At 75.2% G+C, this 20305-nt stretch carries 18 protein-coding genes and 1 riboswitch; of the genes, 8 read left to right on the top strand and 10 right to left on the bottom strand.

All coding sequences use genetic code 11. The features are described 5' to 3' along the window. The first annotated feature begins 39 nt into the window (after positions 1-39). On the top strand, positions 40-1512 hold the full coding sequence (locus ACZ5D2_RS36265) for an NAD(P)/FAD-dependent oxidoreductase (protein WP_468935429.1): 1473 nt from the start codon (positions 40-42) through the stop codon (positions 1510-1512). Next, positions 1509-2711 carry an MAB_1171c family putative transporter gene (locus ACZ5D2_RS36260; RefSeq protein WP_371675795.1) on the top strand — a complete coding sequence of 401 codons (1203 nt, stop codon included), beginning with the start codon at positions 1509-1511 and terminating at the stop codon, positions 2709-2711. Before ACZ5D2_RS36265 ends, ACZ5D2_RS36260 begins: the two co-directional genes overlap by 4 nt. A 142-nt stretch (positions 2712-2853) precedes the next feature. Here the strand turns inward: ACZ5D2_RS36260 and ACZ5D2_RS36255 are convergent, their stop codons facing one another. After that, complete coding sequence (locus tag ACZ5D2_RS36255; RefSeq protein WP_356218220.1) at positions 2854-3723, bottom strand: bifunctional 5,10-methylenetetrahydrofolate dehydrogenase/5,10-methenyltetrahydrofolate cyclohydrolase; 870 nt, start codon at positions 3721-3723, stop codon at positions 2854-2856. A gap of 27 nt (positions 3724-3750) precedes the next feature. Further along, positions 3751-3848, bottom strand: a riboswitch (ZMP/ZTP riboswitch). A gap of 57 nt (positions 3849-3905) precedes the next feature. Here ACZ5D2_RS36255 and ACZ5D2_RS36250 point away from each other — a divergent pair. Continuing rightward, entirely contained in the window at positions 3906-4667 is a 762-nt protein-coding gene (locus ACZ5D2_RS36250) for a methyltransferase domain-containing protein (RefSeq protein ID WP_371675796.1), read from the top strand. A gap of 237 nt (positions 4668-4904) precedes the next feature. After that, on the top strand, positions 4905-6488 hold the full coding sequence (locus ACZ5D2_RS36245) for an RNA polymerase sigma factor (RefSeq protein WP_266843735.1): 1584 nt from the start codon (positions 4905-4907) through the stop codon (positions 6486-6488). A 78-nt stretch (positions 6489-6566) separates the two neighbouring features. On the opposite strand, the gene ACZ5D2_RS36240 is transcribed toward ACZ5D2_RS36245, so the two are convergent. The 4 genes from ACZ5D2_RS36240 to ACZ5D2_RS36225 all read right to left on the bottom strand — a co-directional run bounded on the left by ACZ5D2_RS36240 (position 6567) and on the right by ACZ5D2_RS36225 (position 11217). Continuing rightward, positions 6567-7016 (bottom strand): SRPBCC family protein, encoded by a 450-nt coding sequence (locus ACZ5D2_RS36240; protein ID WP_371675797.1) that lies wholly within the window; start codon positions 7014-7016, stop codon positions 6567-6569. Between the two features lie 54 nt (positions 7017-7070). Continuing rightward, positions 7071-8486 carry an amino acid permease gene (locus ACZ5D2_RS36235; RefSeq protein ID WP_468935426.1) on the bottom strand — a complete coding sequence of 472 codons (1416 nt, stop codon included), beginning with the start codon at positions 8484-8486 and terminating at the stop codon, positions 7071-7073. Between the two features lie 75 nt (positions 8487-8561). Further along, on the bottom strand, positions 8562-10667 hold the full coding sequence (locus tag ACZ5D2_RS36230) for a phage holin family protein (RefSeq protein WP_468935424.1): 2106 nt from the start codon (positions 10665-10667) through the stop codon (positions 8562-8564). A 145-nt stretch (positions 10668-10812) separates the two neighbouring features. Then, positions 10813-11217: a hypothetical protein gene (locus tag ACZ5D2_RS36225; protein ID WP_371675800.1), complete on the bottom strand. Its 405-nt coding sequence runs from the start codon at positions 11215-11217 to the stop codon at positions 10813-10815. Positions 11218-11358: 141 nt separating this feature from the next. Here ACZ5D2_RS36225 and ACZ5D2_RS36220 point away from each other — a divergent pair, with 141 nt between their 5' ends. Next, the gene (locus ACZ5D2_RS36220; RefSeq protein WP_468935421.1) at positions 11359-12135 is read left to right on the top strand and encodes an MBL fold metallo-hydrolase; all 777 of its coding nucleotides are present in this window, start codon (positions 11359-11361) and stop codon (positions 12133-12135) included. Then, complete coding sequence (locus ACZ5D2_RS36215; protein ID WP_371675802.1) at positions 12132-12845, top strand: DedA family protein; 714 nt, start codon at positions 12132-12134, stop codon at positions 12843-12845. The genes ACZ5D2_RS36220 and ACZ5D2_RS36215 overlap by 4 nt, the downstream gene beginning before the upstream one ends. A 77-nt stretch (positions 12846-12922) precedes the next feature. On the opposite strand, the gene ACZ5D2_RS36210 is transcribed toward ACZ5D2_RS36215, so the two are convergent. From ACZ5D2_RS36210 to ACZ5D2_RS36190, 5 genes are all read right to left on the bottom strand, one after another. Next, complete coding sequence (locus ACZ5D2_RS36210; RefSeq protein WP_468935419.1) at positions 12923-14350, bottom strand: amidase; 1428 nt, start codon at positions 14348-14350, stop codon at positions 12923-12925. Between the two features lie 82 nt (positions 14351-14432). Next, complete coding sequence (locus ACZ5D2_RS36205; RefSeq protein ID WP_371675804.1) at positions 14433-15101, bottom strand: formylglycine-generating enzyme family protein; 669 nt, start codon at positions 15099-15101, stop codon at positions 14433-14435. 60 nt (positions 15102-15161) lie between these two features. Beyond that, positions 15162-16364 (bottom strand): MBL fold metallo-hydrolase, encoded by a 1203-nt coding sequence (locus tag ACZ5D2_RS36200; protein WP_468935417.1) that lies wholly within the window; start codon positions 16362-16364, stop codon positions 15162-15164. A gap of 43 nt (positions 16365-16407) precedes the next feature. Further along, positions 16408-17667 (bottom strand): aminotransferase class I/II-fold pyridoxal phosphate-dependent enzyme, encoded by a 1260-nt coding sequence (locus ACZ5D2_RS36195; RefSeq protein ID WP_468935462.1) that lies wholly within the window; start codon positions 17665-17667, stop codon positions 16408-16410. A gap of 139 nt (positions 17668-17806) precedes the next feature. Then, complete coding sequence (locus ACZ5D2_RS36190) at positions 17807-18379, bottom strand: TIGR03086 family metal-binding protein (protein WP_371675806.1); 573 nt, start codon at positions 18377-18379, stop codon at positions 17807-17809. Between the two features lie 188 nt (positions 18380-18567). Here ACZ5D2_RS36190 and ACZ5D2_RS36185 point away from each other — a divergent pair, with 188 nt between their 5' ends. Together ACZ5D2_RS36185 and ACZ5D2_RS36180 are read left to right on the top strand one after the other, a co-directional pair. Further along, positions 18568-19434, top strand: a complete 867-nt coding sequence (locus ACZ5D2_RS36185; RefSeq protein ID WP_468935415.1) for a methyltransferase domain-containing protein — start codon at positions 18568-18570, stop codon at positions 19432-19434. A 126-nt stretch (positions 19435-19560) separates the two neighbouring features. Next, complete coding sequence (locus tag ACZ5D2_RS36180) at positions 19561-20304, top strand: nucleotidyltransferase domain-containing protein (RefSeq protein ID WP_468935413.1); 744 nt, start codon at positions 19561-19563, stop codon at positions 20302-20304. Position 20305: the final 1 nt, after the last annotated feature.

Here is a 20305-nt window from a genome sequence, read left to right as displayed (position 1 = left end):
CTGCCCCGGCCGCGGCCCCAGACAGAGAGCACGCCCACGATGAACCAGTCATCCGCGTCCCGCCACGCCGTCGTGATCGGCGGCAGCCTGATCGGCCTCCTCGCGGCCGCCGTACTGGCCGAACACGCGACGGTCACCGTCATCGAGGCGGACGTGCTGCCCGAGGGCCCCGCGCCGCGCCGGGGACTCCCCCAAGCCCGCCACACCCACCTGCTCTGGTCGGGCGGGGCGCGCGCCTTCGAGCGGATCCTGCCCGGCATCACCGACGACTGGACGGCTGCGGGCGCCCTGCGCCGCAGTCTGCCCACGGACCTGGCCACCATGACCGCGCAGGGCTGGATCTCGCGGTGCGGGGAGAAGCAGTTCAACATCTCCTGCAGCCGCGACCTCCTCGACTCGGTGGTCCGCGCCCGGGTGACCGGCCTCGACGGGGTCCGCGTCCTCCAGCGGAGCCGGGTCCGCGGCCTGGAGGGCACCGCGGCCCGGATCACCGGCGTCCGGGTCGACACCCCCGACGAGCGGAACCGGACGGTGGACGCCGACCTCGTGATCGACGCGAGCGGACGCGGTTCGCGGGCCACGGCCTGGCTCGGGGCGCTCGGCGTGAACGGCATCCGGCGGTCCGAGGTCGACTCCGGTCTCGTCTACGCGACGCGGATCTTCGAGGCCCCGGCCGGGGCGCACGCGGCGGGGTTCCCCATCGTCAACGTGCAGTCCGACCCCCGCGTGCCCGTACCCGGGCGGACGGCCACGATCGTGCCCGTCGAGGACGGCCGGTGGCAGGCCACCCTCTCCGGCACCCGGGGCGGCGAGCCGACCGGGGACCCCGACCTGTTCGTCCCGTTCGCCAAGGGGCTGCGGGACCCGATCGTCGGCGAACTGCTGGAGGGCAGGAAACCCCTGACGGACGTCGCCGTCACCCGGGGCAACGCCAACCGCCGCGTCTTCTTCGAGAAGGCGGAGCTGCCCGACGGCTTCTTCGCCGTCGGCGACGCTGTCGCCACCTTCAACCCGCTGTACGGGCAGGGCATGTCGGTCGCCGCGCAGGGGCTGCTGGCCGTACGGGAGCTGCTCCGGGCGAAGGGGCTCGGCCACCCCGGCATCGGCCGCGCGGCACAGCGGGCGCTCACCCCGCGGGTGAGCACCGCCTGGGAGCTCGCCACGACGCAGGACATCCGCTACCCGGGGGCCACCGGCATGGAGCCGCGGCCCGGGGCCGGGCTCCTCGACGCGTACGTCGGGCGGCTGATGACGGGCGCCACCACCGACGAGGTGCTCACCGCGGCCCTGTTCGACGTCATCACCATGAGCGACGCGCCCACCCACTGGCTGCGCCCGTCGGTGCTCTGGCACGTACTGCGCGCTTCGGACCGGGGCGCGTCCCCGGTGCCGCCGCTCACCGCGGGGGAGCGGGCCGTCGGCGGGCTCCCCCCGGCGGCCGGAACGGCGGACCCTGCGGCCGGAACGGCGGACCCGGCGGACCCCGTCGACCCCCTCGGGCAGGGCCGGTGAGCGGCGGGATCCTGGTGCAGCTGCCGGGAATCCTGATGGTCCTGGCGCTGCTGATCAAGGCCCCGAGCATGCGCCGGGACTGGGACCAGCCCCTGAACCGGACCGCGTGCGCGCTGCTCGTCCTGGGCGCCCCCATCAACTTCCTGGCGTCGCCGCCGACGATCTCGGCGGTCAACCGTCTCACCGGCGTGGTCAACTTCTCCGCGCCGTTGGTGTTCTGCCTGGCCACGCTGTTCTCCGGGGCGTGCGTCGTCCTCGTCCTGCAGTGGCGCGGCGGGCCGCCCGCGGCCGTGCGACGGGCCACGCGGCGGACGATCGCCGTCTTCGGCGCGGCGGCCGTCGCGATCGTCGCCCTGTTCGTGATCGGCGACGCGCCGGTGGAGCGGCTCCAGGACCTGGACACGTACTACGCCACGACGCCCTGGATCCGCGAGATGATCGTCTGCTTCCTCGTGGCGCACACCGTGGGCACCTCGGCGCTGACCTGGCTGTGCGGGAAGTGGCTGTGGCGGGCGGACCGCTCGCTGCGACCGTTGCGCAGCGGGCTGGCCCTGATCGTGCTCGGCGGGGCGCTGGACCTGTCCTACCTCGCCGCCAAGTGGGCCTCGGTGGCCGCCCGCTGGGCCGGCCGCGACTGGGTGCACCTGTCCACGGACGTGGCACCGCCACTGGCCGCCGCGGCCGGTGTGATGGTCGGGGCGGGGTTCATCGTGCCCCTGGCCGGCGGCTCGGAGGCCTGGCGGGACTTCAGCCAGTACCGCAGGCTGCGTCCGCTGTGGAAGGCGCTGCGCGGGTTCGCGTCCCGCAACGTGACGACGGTCCCGCTGACCTGGTGGTCACCGGTGGGGATCCGGCTGGTCCACCGCGAGTCGGTGATCGACGACGGGCTGCTGGCCCTGGCCGGCTGGTTCGACCCCGAGGTGCGCACGGCGGCGTACGGGGCCGCGCGCCGGCAGGGCCTGGACGAGCCGGCCGCCTCGGTGGTGGCGGACGCCGCCATGCTCGCCGCCGCCTGCCGGCTCCGGGCGGCCGCCGACCGGAACGGCTCCGGCGGCTCCGGCGGCCGGGCGGCCGGGACGGGGCGGAAGGACGCCGTCCCGCACCGGCTGGGCTCCCAGCCCCTGACGGCGCTCGCCCGGGAGTTCCGCGCGTCCCCGATCGTCGCGGCGGCCCGCCGGGGAGCGCCGGCGGCGGGCTGAGCCGTCCGCAGGCCCCGGACCGGCCCGGCGGGACCCGCCGGGCGCGGTGACCCCTCGGCCGTCCTGTCCGGAGCACGGCGAACGCCCCGGACCGAAGGGTCCGGGGCGTTCGTACTCCGTACGCCGTCGCGTGCGGTGGGGGTCAGAGGGCCGCGAGGTCCAGGCCGGCCTGCGCCGCCGCGGCCTGCACCGTCTGCTCCAGCAGGACGGCGATGGTCATCGGGCCGACGCCGCCGGGCACCGGGGTGATCAGGGAGGCGCGGGCGGCGGCCGACTCGAAGTGGACGTCGCCGACGTTGCCCTCGTTGTAGCCGGCGTCGAGCACGACCGCGCCCGGCTTGATGTCCTCGCCGCGGATGAACTCGGCCTTGCCCACGGCGGCGACGAGCACGTCGGCCTGGCGCACGATCGAGGGCAGGTCCACGGTGCGGGAGTGACAGTAGGTGACCGTGGCGTTGCGCTCCAGCAGCAGCATGCCGGCCGGCTTGCCCAGGATGGCGCTGCGGCCGACGACGACGGCGTGCTTGCCGGTGAGGTCGACGTCGTAGGCCTCCAGGAGGCGCATGATGCCGCCGGGGGTGCAGGAGACGAAGCCCGGCAGCCCGAAGCCCATGGCGGCGAAGGAGTGCATGGTGACCCCGTCGACGTCCTTGCCCGGGGCGATGGCCTCGAAGGCGGCGCGCTCGTCGATGTGGTGCGGAACGGGGTGCTGGAGCAGGATGCCGCTGATCTCCGGGTCCTCGGAGAGCTCGGTGAGGGCGGCCACCAGCTCCTCCGTGGTGGTCGAGGCGGGCAGCTCCACGTGGCGGGAGGTGATCCCGGCCTTGGCGCAACGGTTCTGCTTCATGCGTACGTAGGTGACGGACGCGGGGTCCTCGCCGACGAGGACGGTGGCGAGGCAGGGCGCGGTACCGGTGCGCTCGGTGATCTTCGCCGCGAGGGCGGCGGTCTGCTCGGAGATGCGGCGGGCGAGGGCGGTGCCGTCCATCAGCTGGGCGGTGGCGGTCGTCATGGGGTCTCCTGAACGTCGCTGCGGATCGCGGATCGCCCAGGCGCGCGGCAGTCGACGTACGGAGGTGGGCACGCCGGGCCGCTCCCCGGTGGTGATCCACCCGAACGCCAGTCACGGCCCGTCGCACAGTCTAGTCGACATATCCGGTGGTCGGCCTGGGCCCGGCCTGGGACGATCGGGGCATGACGCGCACTTTCGACCATCTCGTCGCCGAAGCCGAGACCGTCTCCGTGGACGGCTGGGACTTCTCCTGGCTGGACGGCCGGGCCACCGAGCAGCGGCCCTCCTGGGGGTACCAGCGGCTGCTGGCCGATCGGCTGGCACGGGTCCGGTCCGCCCTCGACATCCAGACCGGCGGGGGCGAGGTGCTGGCGGGCGCGGGCCCCCTTCCCGCGCTGACGGCGGCCACGGAGTCCTGGCCGCCGAACATCGACAGGGCGACCCGGCTGCTGCACCCGCTCGGCGCGGTGGTGGTGGCCGACGCCGACGAGCCGCCGCTGCCCTTCGGCGACGAGGCCTTCGAGCTGGTCGCGAGCAGGCACCCGGTGACCATCTGGTGGGAGGAGATCGCGCGGGTGCTGACACCGGGCGGGACGTACCTCTCGCAGCAGGTCGGACCGGCCAGCGTGTTCGAGCTCGTCGAGTACTTCCTGGGCCCGCAGCCGGAGGAGGTGCGCCGCGCCCGCCACCCCGACGACGCGGTCGCCGACGCCACGAAGGCGGGCCTGGAAGTGGTCGATCTGCGCTCCGAGCGGCTGCGGACGGAGTTCCACGACATCGGAGCCGTGATCTACTTTCTCCGGAAGGTGATCTGGATGGTGCCCGGCTTCACGGTCGGGCAGTACCGGGACCGGCTGCGCGAGCTCCACGAACGGATCGAGCGCGAGGGCCCGTTCGTCGCGCACACCGCCCGTTTCCTGATCGAAGCTCGCAAAACGGACTGAGGTCGGACCGGCGGAAGGCGTGGATCCGGCGCGGACGGATCCACGCGGAATCGGTTGCGCGGCCACAGCGTGGCGCAGGTCACTCAATTCAGCGCGTAACGAATCGACTCGGGCATGCGATGAACCGACAGGTGTCCTCGCGCGGCCCCGGAATACAGACCCCCCTCGGGTCTGTTTCCCGAGTTCGCGCGATGATGTCCCGCCCACCCCTTATCTGTTCGCAACGAGAGGCTCCTTGTGTCGCTCAGCCCGTCCCGTACGTTCCCTCCGGAGATCGCCGAATCGGAGGCCCTCGTCGCGCTCGTCGAGCGCGGCCGCGAGCAGGGTCACATCAACGGTGACGATGTGCGCCAGGCCTTCGAGGCCGGCCGCATCCCGGTGGACCAGTGGAAGCGGGTCCTGCGCAGCCTGAACCAGGTCCTGGACGAGGAGGGTGTCGCCCTCCACGTCAGCGCCGCCCCCGCCACCAAGGCCGCCGCCAAGAAGCCCCGCAAGGCGGCCGCCGCCCCCGCCCGCACCGTGACGAAGAAGGCCGCCCCGCCGCGCCCCATCGGCGCGCGCAAGACCTCGGCCACGGCCCCCGCCACCGCGGCGGCGATATCCGCTCCGTCGGCCGCCGCCACCGGGGACGAGGCGACGGCCGAGGCCGCCGCCGAGCCGAAGAAGCGCACGGTCAAGAAGACCGCGGCCAAGAAGGCCACGGCCACCAAGAAGACCGCCGCCACCAAGAAGGCCGGCGCCAAGGACGCGGACGACGCCGAGAACCCGGGCGCCGAGGGCGAGGACTGGGCCGTCGAGGACCTCGCCGACGAGGCCGAGGAGGAGACGCCCAAGGCGGCCGGAACCCAGGGCTTCGTGCTGTCCGACGACGACGAGGACGACGCCCCGGCGCAGACCGTCATGGTCGCCGGCGCCACCGCCGACCCCGTCAAGGACTACCTGAAGCTGATCGGCAAGGTGCCGCTGCTCAACGCCGAGCAGGAGGTCGAGCTCGCCAAGCGCATCGAGGCGGGTCTCTTCTCCGAGTACAAGCTCGAAGAGGAGGAGGACCACAAGCCCGCGTTCAAGCGCGAGCTGGAGATCCTCGTCGAGGACGGCCGCCGGGCCAAGAACCACCTGCTGGAGGCCAACCTCCGCCTCGTGGTCTCGCTGGCCAAGCGCTACACGGGCCGCGGCATGCTCTTCCTGGACCTGATCCAGGAGGGCAACGTCGGTCTGATCCGCGCCGTGGAGAAGTTCGACTACACCAAGGGCTTCAAGTTCTCCACGTACGCGACCTGGTGGATCCGGCAGGCGATCACGCGTGCCATGGCCGACCAGTCGCGCACGATCCGCATCCCCGTCCACATGGTCGAGATCATCAACAAGCTGGCGCGCGTGCAGCGCCAGATGCTCCAGGACCTCGGCCGGGAGCCCACTCCGGAGGAGCTGGGCAAGGAACTCGACATGACCCCCGAGAAGGTCATCGAGGTCCAGAAGTACGGCCGCGAGCCGATCTCCCTGCACACCCCGCTGGGTGAGGAGGGCGACAGCGAGTTCGGTGACCTCATCGAGGACTCCGAGGCGGTCGTCCCGGCCGACGCCGTGTCGTTCACGTTCCTCCAGGAGCAGCTGCAGTCGATCCTGGGCACGCTCTCGGAGCGTGAGGCGGGCGTCGTCTCGATGCGTTACGGCCTGAACGACGGCCAGCCGAAGACCCTGGACGAGATCGGCCGCGTGTACGGGGTCACCCGTGAGCGCATCCGCCAGATCGAGTCCAAGACCATGTCGAAGCTGCGCCACCCGTCGCGTTCGCAGGTGCTGCGCGACTACCTCGACTGAGTCGGCCGCCGGGCCCGCGGGCCCGGCGGCGGAACGCGGAAGCCCGCGCCGTTCGTACGGCGCGGGCTTCCGCGTTCCTCAGGCGGCCGGGTGTTCGAGCATGTGCTTCAGCTTCTCCTCGCCCCGGGGCATCTCCTTGCGGGCGAAGGGCCGCACGAGGAGCGGTACGAGGGCCCGGCCGATGCCGTGGCCCTCGAAGTCCATGGCGAGGGTCACCCGGGAGCGCCGGCCGTCGCCGAGGGGTTCGATGGTGCCCCGCACGTCGGGCCGCACGGGGCCGTCGATCCCGTGCAGGTGCCAGCTCCTGGGCGGGTCCAGTTCCAGGAACTCGATGGTCGTGGGGAACTCCCGCTTGCCGATCCGCCGGGTGACCTCGACCCGGGAGCCGACGTGGACCGGCATGTCGCCCAGCGGGTGGACCGACACCGCGCTGCCCTGCCATTCCGGCAGGCGCGTCGGGTCCGTCACGTAGGAGTAGACCTCGGCCGGGCTGCGGGAGATGTCGATGGTCTCCCTGATCGCCGACATGGCGACCCCCTTTCGACCCCCTGGCGGTCCCCTCCGACCACGCTACTCCGCAGGTCAGGCAGGGGCCCGGTGTTTGCGGGCGGCCATCAGCGCATAGAGCAGGACGCCCGCGAAGAGGAAGAGCACGCCCTGGTAGACGGCCGCGTAGCCGGATCCGGCGACCAGCCACATCGAGAAGGCGAAGGCCAGACCGGCGAGGACGGCGTCGCGCACCAGCTGCCCGCGCCGGACCCGCTCGCTCCGGCCGGAGGCCAGGAAGTAGAGCTGTGCGGCGGTGGACAGCAGGTAGGGGACGGTGGCCGTGAAGGTGGTGACCAGCACCAGCATCTCGAAGACGCCCGCGGAGCCGGCCGTGTAGTTGTAGACGGTCAGCGCGGAGGCCAGCACGGCCGTGACCAGGACGCCGACCACCGGGACCCCGCGCTTCCTCGTCTCGAAGACCTTCGGGAAGAGCCCGTCCCGGGCGGCGGCGTACGGGGTCTGCGCGCTGAGCAGGGTCCAGCCGTTGAGCGCGCCGACCATCGAGATCACCGCGGCGCAGGCGACGGCCGTGCCGCCCCAGGTGCCGCCGAACATCGCGTTGACGGCGTCCGAGAAGGGGGCCTGGGAGGAGACCAGCTTCTCGTGGGCGACCAGCCCGAAGACGGAGAGGGTGCCGAGGAGGTAGACGACCGCGGCGCCCGCCGTGCCCAGGATGGTGGCCCGGCCGACGTTGCGGGCGGGGTCGCGGACCTCGCCCGCGCTCACCGCGGCGGATTCCACGCCGAGGTAGCTGAAGAGCAGGATCGCGGCGGAGGCCGACACGGCCCCGACGGGGCTCTGGTCGGTGGTCCGGAACGGGCCGAGGTTCGCGGGGTCGAAGAAGAACAGTCCGCCGATGGCCACCAGCAGCAGCGGGGCCAGCTTCAGGACGGTCGCGACGAGCTGGACGGCGCCCACGTACCGGGTGCCGGCGAGGTTGGCGAGGGCGGGCAGCCACTGGACGGCCAGGGCGGCCAGGCACATGGACCACCGGTGGGCGCCGACCGCGGGGAAGAGCACCCCGAGGTAGCCGACCGCCGCGACCGCGAGGGCGGCGTTGGAGACCCAGGTGGTGATCCAGTAGCTGTAGGCGGCGAGGAATCCCGCGAAGTCCCCGAATGCGGCGCGGACGTACACGTACGGCCCGCCGGTCTGCGGGTGGCGCTCGGCGAGGCGGCCGAAGACCAGGGCCAGGGCGATCGCGCCGGCGGTGAGGACGGCGAAGGCCACGAGGCTGACCGTGCCGAAGGGTGCCACCGAGGCGGGGAGCAGGAAGATCCCGCCGCCGATGATGTTGCCCATGACCAGGCAGATGGCGATCGGGAGGCCGAAGCGGCGGGTGTGCCGGTCCCCGGGGCGGTCGCCCGGCGGGACGGCGGCGGACCCGGGGGCCGCGGGGGCTTCGGAGGCCCGGTCGACCTCGGTCGGCGGGGCTGCGGTGCTGCTCATCGGTGGTGCGCCTCGGAATGTCTCACATGGTGGGCAGGTCAGCACATGGTTGACCACGCCGGGGACTGCACCAAATCACCGGTTTTCGTCCGGTGCGGACACCCCTGCGGAAGGAAGGGTTCCGCCCGGCGGGCCGTCCGGCCGGTGATCCTCCGGACCCCGGCCGGTGCCGGTCAGCGGGACCTGCGGCCCGTCCGCCTCGCGCAGCCAGCGGCGCAGCACGTGGTGCACGGCCTCGGCGCCGACCAGCTCCCGACCGGGCTCCGACAGCTCCGTCGGCCACATCAGGAAGGGGCGGCCCTGCTCCCCGCCGAGGCCCCCGTGCGAGCCGATCTGCTCCTCGAAGGCGTGCACGGCCCCGCTCTCCGGGTCGTACGCGGAGTTGACCATGATGTCCGCCACGTGCGGGAACGAGTCCGTCCGGCGGACCGCGTCGGCCGCGCCCGGGCCGAAGGCCGCCAGCAGCTCCTCCGCCGCGCCGGGCACGTCCAGCCGGGCCGCCGCCCCGGCCGGCCCGAGCACCTCCCCGTCCACCAGGAGGAAGCCCACGCCGGGATGGTTCGCCAGGGTGGGCAGCAGGGCGGGGTGCGCCCGTTCGATCCACTGCCGTGAGGCACGCCCCGGCACGTCGGGGAAGGAGATCAGCCCGAGGTTGCCCGAGGCCAGCACCAGCGGATCCGGTCCGGGCTCCGGGCGGGCCTCCTCGTCCGCCTCCTCCACCGGCCGGTGCAGGGCGGCCCGTACGGCCGCGCGTGCCTCGGCGCCGCTGCGGGTCCGGCCGGCCCGGCGCGGGACGGGCAGCCCGCAGCCTGCCCGGACCAGGTCCTTCAGGCTCAGGCCGTAACGGCCGAGGAAGGTCTCCCCGGGGCTCTGTCCGTGGTCCGACAGCAGGACGAACCGGTACTCCCGCGGCGCGTGCTCGGCGACCCGGGCGATCAGCGCCAGGCTCCGGTCGAGGCGGGCCAGCACCTGGTCGGTGTCGCGGCCGTGCGGTCCCGAGTGGTGCGCGACCTCGTCGTAGGCGACCAGGTCGGCGTAGACGCAGGCGCGGCCCGCGAGCATGTCCCCGAGCACCGCGTAGACGACCACGTCGCGTTCGATGACCGTCGCGAAGGCCCTGATCAGCGGGTACAGGCCACCGCGGGAGACCCGGGGCGCCACCTTCCGGGCACGGGCGCGCAGCGACTGGCCGATCTCCCGGACCACCTCGGCGGCCAGGGACAGGGTGGTGCGCACCGCGTTGGCCGGGTCGGAGAAGTAGGCGAAGTACCCGGAGCGGGAACGGTGGGCGGGGCCCCGGCGGGCCGCGACCGACAGCACCAGGGCCAGCTGGTCGGCGCCCCCGCCGAACAGGTTGCCGCGGCTGGCGCCGTCGAGGGTGAGCAGACCGCCGTCGCCGGTGCGCTCGACGGCGCGGCGCTGGAGTTCGGCCGCGCTGGTGGGCCGGTTGCAGACCATCACCTCGCGGGAGTCCTTCTCGTACCAGCGGAAGGCCGGGACGTCGAAGTTGGAGCCGTGCAGGATGCCGAGCTGGCTCGCGCCGGTCTGGCTGGACCAGTCGGTGCGCCAGGACGTCACGCGGTGGCTGCGCTCCAGCCAGTCCGCCACCGTCGGCATCAGGCCCTCGGCCGCGGCGCGGCGCAGCACCTCGAAGCCGACCCCGTCGAGCTGGACGCACAGCAGTCCGGGGCTGCCTCCCCGCGGCGTCCCGTAGCGGCGCCGGCGGCGGTCGGCGAGCCGGTACAGGCGGCGCCGGTAGGCCTCGTCGTCGCGTACCGCGAGGGCGGTGGAGGTGGCCGAGGCGACGGCGGACATCACCGCCGCGACGACCACCGCGGTGTCGGGCGCGACCTCGGCGCCCCGCTCCCCGGGGATCAGGTTCAACGCCATCAGCAGCAGGGAACCGTTGAGGAAGAACACCAGCAGTCCGAGCACCAGGGCGGGCACGAGCAGCAGGGCGCGGACGAGGGCGGGCCAGACCAGGGCGCTCAGCAGGCCGAAGGCCCCGGCGGCCCAGGCGGCGGTCAGCCCGACCCGGGTGACGCTGTCGCCGTCGGCCGACTGGAGGCGGAAATCGGGCAGGAGCGCGGCGAGCGCGAGCATGGTGAGGGTGGACACCGCCCACACGACGAGCACCCGTACCAGCGCGCCGCCCGCGGCCCGCCACCGCCCTCGCCTCACGCCGCACCCGCCTCGCTCCACGGTCCGCGCCCCGCCCGCGGTCCCCTCGCCAGCGTCGCACAGGGCCGTGGACCCGGCCGGTCGACACGGGTGGCGCACGGACGCGGGCCACGGGCGTGCGGAAGGGGTGTGCGGAAGGGGCGGCCTACGTGCCGTCGTATCCGGCGGTGGGCATGGACAGGCGGCGGTGCACCTCGGCCTTCATGGCGGTGGTGTAGTGCGGTTCGTCGAGTCCGGTGGTCTCCAGGCGGACCCCGCGGCGCGCGCACTCGGCGGTGAACTCCTCGACGGAGCGCAGCGCGCGGGCGAGGACGCGCCGGTTGGGGGCGACGAACAGGTCGACCTGCCCGGCGTCCACGTCGCACCAGAGCCCGCAGTGGTCGGCCCGCAGCCCGTAGAAGAGCAGGTGGCGGGTGACCACGTAGCCCTGCTCGGCGGCCCAGCGCGCGCACATGGCGTGCTGGCCGCGGGTGTCCACGGCGAAGGGGTCGGCGTCGAGTTCCTCGAGCGGGGCCAGGCTGGCGATCGCGGCCACGCGCAGCTCTTCCATGGCGCCCGACCCTACTCCGTTGTGGGCTCCGGGAGGAGGGGGCCGTCGGGTTCCGGTTGTCCGCGACCGCCTTGCGCGCGGATCGGCGGGGGAAGACCTACGCTCGGTGGACCGTGGGGGTCCGAGGGAGGGAGTGCCGGGGTGCCGGTGGAGATCACCTGGTGGGGTCATGCCACGTGCACGGTGCGGGATTCGGGGGTACGGGTGCTGACGGACCCGTTGTTCGCCCGGCGGTTCGCGCACCTGCGGCGGCGCCGCGGTGCGGTGCCCCCGCCGGAGGCGGCGGAGGCGGACGTGGTGCTGGTGTCGCACCTGCACGCCGACCACCTGCACCTGCCGTCGCTGGCCCGGCTGCCGGTGGGCAGCCGGCTGGTGGTGCCGCGCGGGGCGTGCCGGGCGGTGCCGGGGCTGGCCCGGCTGGCACGGATCCGTCGGCTGACGGTGACGGAGGTGGCCCCGGGGGACGAGGTCGCGGTGCGCGAGGGCGTACGGGTACGGGCGGTCAGCGCCCGGCACGACGGGCGGCGGCTGCCGTTCGGGCCGCAGCGGGCACCGGCCCTGGGGTACGTGGTCCAGGGCGCGGCCCGCACGTACTTCGCCGGGGACACCGGGCTGTTCGAGGCCATGGCCGAGGAGGTCGGGCCGGTGGACGTGGCCCTGCTGCCGGTCGGCGGCTGGGGCCCCTGTCTGGGGCCGGGGCACCTGGATCCGGAGCGGGCGGCGCGGGCGGCGGCGCTGCTGGGTCCGACGGCGGCGGTGCCGGTCCACTACGGGACGTACTGGCCGATCGGCATGGACGCGGTGCGGCCGCACGAGTTCCACTCGCCGGGCGAGGAGTTCGCCCGGTGCGCGCTGCGGCTCGCGCCGAAGGTGACCGTACGGGTCCCGGGGCACGGGGAGCGGGTGCGGCTGCCGTGACGCCGTGGTGGGAGGCGGCGGAGGTCGTCGGCCGGGTGCCGCCGGAGACCACGCAGCGGGCGGTGGGGTACCCGGCGCTGTTCGTGCTGGTGGCCCTGGGGGCGCTGGTACCGGTGGTCCCCACGGGGGCGCTGGTGAGTTCGGCGGCCGTGGTGGCCTTCCATCAGCAGGCATTGCCGTTCGGGGTGTTGGGGGTGTTCGCGGTGGCGGCGGTCGCGGCCTTCTGCGGTGACGTCGCCCTGTACTGGCTCGGGCAGCGGGGGGTGCGTTCGCGGGGCGGCTCGCGACGGCTCGAATCCCTGCGGGGGCGGGCCACGCCGGAGCGGCTGGAACGCGCGCAGGCGAAGCTGGACGAGCACGGGGTGCTGGTGCTGGTGCTGTCGCGGCTGGTCCCGGCGGGGCGGATCCCGGTGATGCTGGCCTGCCTGCTGGGCGGGGTGCCGCTGCGGCGGTTCGTGCGGGGGGACGCGCCGGCTTGTCTGGCCTGGGCGGCGACGTACGCGCTGATCGGGATCCTGGGCGGCTCGCTGTTCTCCGAGCCGTGGAAGGGCGTGGTCCTGGCGGTGGGCCTGACGCTGCTGATCAGCGCGGTCCCGGCGGTGTGGCGACGGCTGCGGCCCGAGGGCCCGTACGGGCCGGACCGGGGGAAGGGGCCGGACGGGCCGGGCGGGGCGGACCGGCCGGACGGGGCGGACCCGGCGGGTCCCTGAGCGCGTCCGGCCGGGCCTGCGGCGACGCCGGGCCCGCGCCCCGAGTCGACGCCGGGCCCGCGCCCCCGGCGGGTCCGTCAGAGGGCCAGGCCGGGGATGCGGTGGGCCCACGGGCGGGCGGCTTCGAGCTGGGCACAGACCTTCAGGACGGTCGCCTCGTCGTGCTGCCGGCCCACCAGCTGGACGGCGAGCGGCAGTCCGTCCGTACCGAAGCCGGCCGGGAGGGAGGCGGCGGGGTTGCCGGTGACGTTCCACAGGGCCGTGTAGGCGATCATCGGGAGGGAGCGCAGCATCGCCCCCGTCATGCCCGCGCCGTCCAGGACACCCACCCGGCGCGGCCGCCGGGCGAGCGTCGGGGTGAGCAGCAGGTCGGCGCGGTCGAAGACGCGGTTGGCCCGTACCGCCATCCGCTCCCCCGCGCGCACGGCCCGCTCCACGGCCGCCTCGGGTACCAGCCGGGCGAACCGCAGGGTCTGCCGGGTGCGGCGTTCGAGCAGGTCGGGCCGGTCGGCGGTGCGGGCCTCCGCGCGGACGCCCCCGCAGAACTGCGGCAGGAACGCGGCCGTGGTGTCGGGGTAGCGGGGGTCGACCTCCCTTACGTCGTGGCCCAGTTCGCGCAGGGCCGCCACCGTCCGCCGCAGGGCCGCCGCGTGTTCGGGGTGGGGGCGCACGCCGGGTACCGCGGGGGTGTCCGACCAGCCGATCCGCAGCCGGCCGGGCTCGGTGGAGGCCGCCCGCACGAAGCTCGTCGTGGCGGGCCGGGCCGCCCAGCGGTCGCCGGGGGCCGGGCCGGCGAGGACGTCGTAGAGCAGGGCGCTGTCGAGCACGGAGCGGGTGAGCGGTCCGATGGTGCCGAGGGCGTACCAGAGGTGGGGGTGCGGGGCCGTGGAGACGCGGCCGCGCTGCGGTTTGAGGGCGAAGAGCCCGCAGCAGGCGGCCGGGATGCGCAGGGATCCGCCTCCGTCCCCGCCGAGCGCGGCGCCGGCCAGTCCGGCGGCGACGGCGGCGGCGCTGCCGCCGCTGGAGCCGCCGGTGGTGCGGGCCGTGTCCCAGGGGTTGCGGGCGTAGCCGTGCGCGGACGACTCCGTGAACGGCCACTGGCCGTACTCCGGCATCGCGGTCTTGCCGATGATCACGGCGCCGGCCGCCCGCAGCCGGCGGACCGCCTCGGAGTCCTTGGCGGCCGGGACGCGGTGGGCGGCGCCGCCGAACGTGGTGACCTCACCGGCGACGTCGAGCTCGTCCTTGACGGCGACGGGCACCCCGAGCAGGGGCAGGTCCCCCTCGCCGGCCGCGCGGGCCGCGTCGCGGGCGTCGGCCTCTGCGAGGGCCGGCCCGGCGAGGACCGTGCGGAACGCCCCGAGCCGGGGGTCCAGGCGTTCGGTCCGCCGGAGCGCGGCCTCGGTCAGCGCCCGCGCGGTGACCTTCCCGGACCGTACGAGGTCGGCCTGCCGGGCCGCCCCCAGGAACAGCAGTTCGCCGTCGTCCACGTACGCGCCCCTCACGGTGGGTTGTGTGCCGGAACCGGCACGGTATGCCAGGCGGGGCCGGGTGCGACAGGGGGTCGACGGGGCCGGCGCGGCGGGTTCAGGCCGCGCCGGAGCGGGCGAGGCGGAAGCCGACGTCGTCGACGCGGAAGGTGGGGTGGCTGCGGCGGCGGGCCGAGGCACGGCAGCTCCAGTGCTCGTCGAACCAGCCGCCGCCGCGCAGCACCCGGTAGGTGCCGTAGACCTCGGGGTCGTAGAGGTCCCAGCACCAGTCCCAGACGTTGCCGAGCATGTCGTGCAGGCCCCACGCGTTGGGGAGTTTGCCGCCCGCCTCGTGGAGGGTCCCGTCCGAGTTGCCGCGGTACCAGGCGATGTCGTCGAGCGGGCCGTGGCGCGGGCCGTCGGTGCCGGCGCGGCAGGCGTGTTCCCATTCGGCCTCGGTGGGCAGCCGGTAGCCGTCGGCGGAGGTGTCCCATGCGGCGCTCTCGCCGTCGAGGCGGTAGGCGGGGGCGAGGCCCTCGCGCAGGGAGAGGGCGTTGCAGAAACGGACCGCGTCCCACCAGGAGACGCCCTCGACGGGCAGCCGGTCCCCGTGGACGGTGCTCGGGCGCAGACCGGTGACCCGCGCGTACAGCCCCTGGGTGACGGGCAGGGCGGAGAGCCGGCAGGGTTCGAGTGCGACCTGCCAGCTGCGCTGCGTCCGCCGGTCGGAGAGGGTCACCCGCCCGCCGGGAATGGAGATCATCTTGATGCCCGTACCGAGGTCCATGAACAGGTGATCCTATCGGTACGGACCCCAACCGATCCGTCCACGACCGCTGTTGGGGTCCTACGCTCCGCTCCGGAGGGCGGGAGCCGGGGCGTCGGGGCACGGCGGTGGGGGGCCGAGGGTGCGGGAGCCTCCGACGGGGAGGTCCCAGAGGTCCCGGCGGGGCAGCCCCGCGCGGGCCCAGGCGGCGCGGGCGCGGTGCAGGGGCTCCATGACCGGTTCCGCGGAGAGGACGAAGGTGGCCCAGTGCATCGGGGCCATGCGGCGGGCCCCGAGGTCGAGGCAGGCCCGGACGGCCTCCTCCGGGTCGGCGTGCACGTCGCGCAGCCACCAGCGCGGGGCGTAGGCCCCGATGGGCAGGAGCGCGAGGTCGATCCCCGGGTGGCGGCGGCCGATCTCGGCGAACCAGTGGCCGTAGCCGGTGTCCCCCGCGAAGTAGACCTTCCGGCCGCTCGCCGCGTCGGTCAGCACCCAGCCTCCCCACAGGGTGCGGCAGGTGTCCAGCAGCGAGCGCCTGGACCAGTGGTGGGCGGGAACGAAGTCGAACCGTACGCGGCCCAGTTCGGCGGACTCCCACCAGTCGAGCTCGGTCACCCGGGTGAAGCCCCGGCGGCGGCACCATCGGGCGAGGCCGGCCGGGACGAACAGGGCGGTGTCGCGGGGCAGCCGCTTGAGGGTCGGGGCGTCGAGGTGGTCGTAGTGGTTGTGGCTGATCACCACCGCGTCGCCGGGCGGCAGTTCCTCCCAGCGCACCCCGACGGGCGTCATCCGGGCCGGGGTTCCCAGGATCCGGCGGGACCAGACGGGGTCGGTGAGCACGGTCAGCCCGCCGGTCCGCAGCACCCAGCTGGCGTGTCCGGCCCAGGTGACGCAGACGCCGCCGGGGGCGGCGGGGGGCAGCGGGGCGGGGGCGTACGGCAGGTCGGGGATACCGCTCAGCCCGTCGGGGCCGGGGCGGAAGGCGCCCTCGCGGGCCAGCCGGGCGAAGGCCCGGACACCGGGGAGCGGGGTCGTCAGCCGGTCCGCGAACGAACGCGGCCACGCCCGCCGTTCACCGGGCGGCCTGCCCGCGCGGCCGCCCGCCGGCGCGGGGGCGGGGCCCGGCCCGGGGGTGTCGGAGCACCCGTCGGCGGCCGTCCGGGGCGCGGGGGCCGCGTCGGCGGGCGCCGAACCCGACGGGAGCGGGGACGCGGGGACGGCCGGGGGCGGGGCGGGTGGGGGTGTGGGGGCGGGCGGCGCGGGGGCGTCCGTCTGGTCCCTCATCGAGGAGTCTCCGTTCAGCGCGGCCGGATCGAGCGGGGGAAGGTCAGTCGGCCAGCCCGGCGAGCACCGACCCGAGCCGGTCCAGCGCGCCCCGGACGTGCGGCAGCCCCAGCGGGTCGCGGGCGCCGAGCGTGGCGAGCCGTTCCTCCGGGGTGGCCCCCAGCAGCGGTCCGGTCGACAGCCGCACGCGCAGCGCGCCCAGGTCGTCCGCGAACCGCTGCCCGCCGGGTGTCGGCGCGCCCAGCCGGGCGCCGAGCCAGTCCTCCAGCTCCATCGCGTCGCCGACACCGTGCCGGGCCAGCCCGGCCCGCAGCGGGTTCAGGTCCGCGTACAGGTGCCGCCCGGCCTGCGGGGGCCGGGCGAGCGCGCCTACGGCCAGCAGTTCCCGGTGTGCGGCGGCGGCGACCGCGCCGTGCATCGCGGCGGCCGCGTACGCCCGCCCGGCGACGGCGTCGGGTTCGTCGAGCGCGTGCGCGGCGGCCCCCGCGACCGGCCCGGCGACCAGGGCTCCCGTGGCCGTGAGGACGTCGAGGGTGCGGGCCCTGAGCCAGGTGCCCCTCGGGGTGCCGGGGAAACGGAGCACGGCGGCGGGCCAGCCGGCCGGCAGCAGCGATCCGGCCAGGTCCACCAGGACGGCGGCCTGTTCGGGGAGCATCTCGGCGGGGCTGAGCACCAGGGTGTCGTACGGCCGGTGCACGGTGTCGCGCCAGCTCTCGTCGCTCACCACGAACAGCCCGGCCGACTCCGCCGCCTCGCAGGCCTCCCGCACCATCTCGGGCGGAGGCACCGTCGCGGTGGGGTCGTCGGCCACCGACAGCAGCAGGACGCGCGGGTCCCCGCCCTCGGCCCGGACCCGTCGGACGGTCTCCAGCAGCGCGTAGGGGTCGGGGATGCCGCCGCACTCCGCGGGGGTGGGCACGTGGTAGGCCCGGCGTCCCAGCAGCCGGACCTGCGGAGTCCACCAGGCGGGACACGGCCGGGGCAGCATGACATCGCCGCCGTACGCGCCGAGCAGGGCCAGCAGCAGGGCGGGGGCGCCGGGCCCGGCGGCCACGTTCTCGGGGGCGGTGGCGAGCCCGCGCCGGCCCCAGTGCCGGCAGGCCGCCTCGCGGACGGCCCCGCCGCCGCCCGGGGGTTCGGGGGCGGCCCGGCCGGCCGCGTCCGCGAGCACGGCGGTCAGCTCCGGCAGGACGGGCAGGCCGGGCTGCGGCGCGGGGGGACCGTAGCGGACCGGACCGCGTCCCCGCGCGCCCGAGCGCCAGTCCCCGGACACCCCGGGCACCCCGGCCGGCCCGTCCGCCATCCCCACCACGTGTCCGCCTCCCGCCGCTGCCACCGACACCCATGCCGTCGCCGTCGCCGCTGAACGATCAGCTCCGACCTTTATACGATTATTCGCCCCACTATGCCCGCCGACCGCGTGCCCGGTCGGCCGCGCGCCCTCATCCGCGCCTCCCGGTCATGGCCAGCAACCGGGTCTGCGCGTCCGCCCCGGCGGGCACGTCCAGCGGCGCGGCGAACATGCCGCTCGCCGCGAGGCTGTCCACGTAGGGCATGACCTCCTTGATCGCGAACTCCACCAGCCCGTCCGGCAGCCGGTCGTCCGCGCCGATCGCCCGCGCGAGGTCCCAGGTGTGCACGACGCAGTCGGTGATCAGCTCCGAGCAGTACGCCGACCCGCGCGTGGGCCCGTAGGAGAGCGCGACGGTCCGTTCCAGCGCACCCGGCGCGGCGAAGGCGGCGCTCGCTCCGGCCGCCGCCCGGTCCCAGGAGGCCACCGGGTCCGCGCCGAGCAGGTCCCCGGCGAGCGCGTCGCCGACCTCCGCGACCGTGCGGCCCTCGGTGAGCAGGGGCGGGATCCAGCGCTGCTCGCCGGTGACGTGGTTGACCAGGTCCCGCACGTTCCATTCGGTGCAGGGGGTCGGCGCGTCCCACTGCGCGTCCGCGACCTCCCGTACGCGCTCGCCGAACAGCCGCAGCGCCGCGGCGTGCTGTTCGAGCAGCGTCTCCGGCATGGGTCTCACCGTCCTCCGCGGTCGGGTCCCCCTGGGGCCCACTGTCCTCGCCCCTGCCTTTCCCTGCCACCGACCCGCCCAATCCCCTTGGAAATCAAGGATGGTGTCCACATGTCAAAACGGCCATCTCAGATTCCGATCGAACCGCTACCGTGATCATCACGCTTCGAACGAAGAGGAGTGCAGCCATGAACGACACGCACGGGACCCACGAAGCCCACGAGCCGCACGAGCCCTGCAAGCCCCACGAGCGCGCCGTCTACACGCACGGCCACCACGAGTCGGTCCTGCGCTCCCACCGCTGGCGCACGGCGGCCAACTCGGCGGCCTACCTGATCCCCGAACTGCGTCCGGGCATGCACGTCCTGGACGTGGGCTGCGGACCGGGCACCATCACGGCGGACCTGGCGCTGCTGGTGGCCCCGGGCGGCCGGGTCACGGCGGTCGACGCGGCGGCGGGCGTCCTGGAGCAGGCGGGCGCCCACGTGCGCGAACACGGGCCGGCCGGGTCCGTCGACTTCGCCGTCGCGGACGTCCACGCGCTGGACTTCCCCGACGACTCCTTCGACGTGGTCCACGCCCACCAGGTGCTGCAGCACGTCGGCGATCCGGTACGGGCCCTGCGCGAGATGCGGCGGGTCTGCCGCCCCGGCGGGATCGTGGCCGTGCGCGACGCCGACTACGCGGCGATGACCTGGTACCCGGCCTCCCCGGTCCTGGACGAATGGCAGGCCCTGTACCGCCGGGTCGCCCGTGCCAACGGCGGGGAACCGGACGCCGGGCGGCGGCTGCGCGCCTGGGCGCGGGAGGCGGGGTTCACGGACCTGACCTGCTCGGCCACGGCCTGGTGCTACGCGACTCCGGAGGAGACCGCCTGGTGGTCGGCGCTGTGGGCGGACCGTACGACGGCCTCCGCGTACGCGGACGTCGCGGTCCGGGGCGGCCACGCGACGGCCTCCGGCCTGGCCTCCATCGCCGAGGCCTGGCACGCCTGGGGGGCCCACCCCGACGCCTGGTTCTCCGTTCTGAACGGCGAACTGCTGTGCCGGGTCTGACGGGTGCCGGTCCGGGGGCCGGTCCCGGGGCCGGCGCCGCGGAGCCGGTCGCCGCGGAGCCGGTCGCCGCGGTGCGGTGCGGAACTCCGTTGATCGGGGTGCGCGGGCCGTGACACCGTGAGTGCCGTGACCACCGACCCCCTCGCCCAGGCGCGACGTCTGACCCGTGACCTCTTCCCCGACGCGACGGCCGTCGTCCTCGCCGGGTCCACGGCGTCCGGGCGGGCCACCGCGCTCAGCGACCTCGACATCGCCGTACTGATCGGGGACGGGGGCGAGACCTACCGCGAGACGCTCCGCTTCGAGGGCCGGGTCGTGGAGCTCTTCGTCCACACCCCCACCGGCCTCGCGGAGCTCTTCGCGGCGGACGTCGCCGCCCGCCGCGCGGTACTGCAGAGCATGTACGCCACCGGTCTCGTACTCGCCGACACGGACGGCGCGGCCGGGCGGGCCCGTGCCCGCGCCGAGGCGGACCTGCGCGCGGGGCCTCCCGCGCTGGACCCGGCGACGGTCGAGACCAAGCGGTACGGGCTGACGGACGCCCTGGACGACCTCGCCGACGCGGGCGACCGGAGCGAACGCCTCACGGTGGCCGGCGTCGTGTTCGACGCCGCGGCCGACCTGCTCCTCGACCACCGCCGCGCCTGGACCGGCACCGGGAAGTGGCTGCCCAGGCGCCTGCTCCGGGCGGACCCGCGGCTCGGGGCGGCCCTCCTCGACGGGCACCTGCGCGCAGCCGGGGAGGGTGATCCGGCCCCGCTCGCCGAGGCGGCGTGGGAGGTCCTCGGCCTGACCGGCGGGCCCCTGCGCGAGGGGTACCGCCGGACCTGGCGTGGCACCATCGACTCGATCGCCGCCGCCGGCCGCTGAC

The sequence above is a fragment of the Streptomyces sp. NPDC031479 genome, assembly GCF_055581065.1.
This window is presented reverse-complemented; position numbering and strand designations above follow the sequence as displayed.